Source organism: Bradyrhizobium elkanii WSM2783 (genome assembly GCF_000472865.1).
Classification (GTDB): domain Bacteria; phylum Pseudomonadota; class Alphaproteobacteria; order Rhizobiales; family Xanthobacteraceae; genus Bradyrhizobium; species Bradyrhizobium elkanii_A.
On record NZ_AXAP01000208.1, the window covers coordinates 1 to 1,419 of the forward strand.

At 64.5% G+C, this 1,419-nt stretch carries 1 protein-coding gene; it reads left to right on the top strand.

Features of this window, described 5'->3' with window-relative positions; translation table 11 throughout:
- Nucleotides 1-142 precede the first annotated feature (142 nt).
- Nucleotides 143-1,282, top strand: coding sequence for an epoxide hydrolase family protein (locus YY7_RS0149870; RefSeq protein ID WP_028169428.1), 1,140 nt, complete (start codon nt 143-145; stop codon nt 1,280-1,282).
- The last annotated feature ends 137 nt before the right edge of the window (nt 1,283-1,419 follow it).

Genomic DNA, 1,419 nt, shown 5'->3' on the forward strand with positions numbered 1-1,419 from the left:
TCGCTCTGCATAAGAGGTTCTGGCTGGCTGGTTACCCGCCTCGATACGCCGCCCTTCTCAGGCCGTCATCACCCAGATTCCGCCATAGCTCTGGTGGACGCCCTCTCCATCGAACCGCATCCCAGCTTAAGCGGAGAACATCATGATTTCACCCTACACGATCAACATCCCTGACGAACGGCTCGCCACGATCAGAGCCAAGGTCGAGGCTTATGACTGGAGCCAGCTGCCGGATGCGGGGGGCTGGTCAGCGGGGGTCGGGGTTGATGACCTCAAGCGGCTCGCCGCGTATTGGCGGGACAGCTACGATTGGCGTGCGGTCGAACGGCGCCTCAACGCACTCCCCAACTTCACGGCCGACGTGGAAGGCGAGCACCTCCACTTCGTTCATGTGAAAGGCGACGGCTCCAAGCCGCCCGTCCTGCTTCTCCACGGCTGGCCGGGCTCGTATCTCGAGTTCGAGCGGCTGTTGCAGCCGCTCGCAGCGGACGGGCACGATGTTGTCGTCCCCTCGCTTCCTGGCTTCGCGTTCTCCAACCCGATCACGCGCCCGATCGGCCCGCGGCGGGCTGCTGCGCTCGTGCATGGGCTGATGATACAACTTTTCGGCGACGCGCGGTATTTCGTTCAAGGGGGCGATTGGGGCCACGGCATCGCGGCCTGGGCAGCGCATGATCGACCGGACGCTCTGCTCGGCATCCATATCAACATGATGACCGTGCGTGCGGTGGATGCCGCTCCGACGACCGACGAGGAGAAGTCCTTCGCCACCAAGCGTGCCGCGATTGCCGATTGGGAGAGCGCCTACTTTCACGAGCAGGAAACCCGGCCGCAGACGCTCGGCGTCGCGATGGCCGACAGCCCGGTCGGAGCGGCGGGCTGGATACTCGAAAAGTTCGGCAAGTGGGCCGATCTTCCGACAACCGCCGACGGCGACCCCGACATCTGGAGCAAGTTTTCCGAGGAGGAACTCCTCACCAACATCATGCTCTACATCGCGCCGGCATCGTTCGTGACGGCAACCTGGATCTACTACGGCAGCCGGCTTGAGGAGTCGCGGATGCTTCCGGCCGGCACCCGCATCCAGGTGCCGACCGGCGTTGCGGCCTTCCCCGATCCAGTGTTCTTGCCGCCGCCGCGCTCGTTCGCGGAGAAGACCTACAACATCGTGCATTGGACCGACATGCCGCGGGGCGGGCATTTCGCCGCGCTGGAAGAGCCAGAACTGATGCTGGCCGACCTGCGCGCCTTTATCGCGACGGTGTCGGGAGCGCGCTCCTGAAGGTGGATCTCCGTTTCCGAAGCGCGGCGCCTGGCGCTGGCGGCGCAGGAGCTATGGCCGAAATTGGGTGATGGGGCCGATCAGGCGGCGCGGTTAGCTGGCGTCGTCGATTCTGCGACGCCGTCGGTAAATTTGAC

Bases quoted from the DNA above. Each gene is read 5' to 3' on its own strand.
- YY7_RS0149870 (WP_028169428.1), top strand. From the start codon at position 143: ATGATTTCACCCTACACGATCAACATCCCTGACGAACGGCTCGCCACG.